At 42.8% G+C, this 919-nt stretch carries 1 protein-coding gene and 1 pseudogene; both read left to right on the top strand.

Annotated elements, in window-relative coordinates; genetic code table 11:
- A partial coding sequence (locus D8863_RS10430; RefSeq protein WP_142999486.1) for a DUF4097 family beta strand repeat-containing protein occupies positions 1-506 on the top strand: 506 nt, incomplete at its 5' end.
- Positions 507-568: 62 nt separating this feature from the next.
- A pseudogene (locus D8863_RS10425) lies at positions 569-919 on the top strand (DUF6574 domain-containing protein); the annotation flags it as partial.

Here is a 919-nt window from a genome sequence, read left to right as displayed (position 1 = left end):
GAAGAAAGCTGCAAGCTATCACCGTCTCAGCCAATCGTGGACAGACCACTATCCGGCAAGCCAACCTTGAAAATGCGACAATTAAAACAAAAGGCTATCTTTTAAGGATAACAGAAAGCTCTATCAAAAACAGTACACTAACGACACCTCGTATTATCAATATCTTTGATACCGAATTGACAGATAGCCAGGTCAAGACCGAAGAGGAACACATCTATGCTGAAAATATCAAGGTCCGTGGTAAGGTTGAGCTAGACTCTCATAACGACTTAAGACTCTTTCTTTCTAAGGCAGAATTCGATCGTATCAATCTAGACATTTCTTCTCAGCATGGCGGTATTTATCGTAATGCACAAAGAGAACACCCTAGACAAAAAGAGAATGAACTTGCCAACCCCTACAAGACAGACAAAGCAGATGTTAAGGATATGCTCATTATAAAAGCCAATCAGGATATCTACCTCCCCAAGGAAGAAGAGTACTCTGCTCCACCTAGAAATCATTGACAAAAACGCTTTCATCTGCTAGTCTAAAGATAGAAAACGACCATAAAAAAGGAGGTTCCACCATGACACAAGAATGGTTTGAAAGCGCCGATCTTGAGAAGAAATCAGCTCAGACGAAATCGGAAATCCAGCACGACCAACCAGAGACTTCGGAAACTGTGGAGACTGAACCACAAGTAAGCCAAGAAACTCCTATCTCACCTAAAGAGTCGGAAAGGCATGAGGAGGAAACTCCCGAAACGATAGAAGAAGCCCAAACCGAGGAAGAGGGAGAAGGGAAGGAGGAAGAGGAGCACAAGCAAGAAAACCCTGCAAAAGAGAAAAGTATCCTCAGCAAGGCTTTAGAAAGCCCCTATATCCCAGATATTGACCCTCGTAAAACTGCCCGATTCAAAGAAGAAATCGCACTATTT

Source organism: Streptococcus oralis (assembly GCF_003943825.1).
GTDB classification, from domain to species: domain Bacteria; phylum Bacillota; class Bacilli; order Lactobacillales; family Streptococcaceae; genus Streptococcus; species Streptococcus oralis_CD.
The sequence above is the reverse complement of the archived record's forward strand: the minus strand, read 5'-3'. Positions and strand labels throughout refer to the sequence as shown.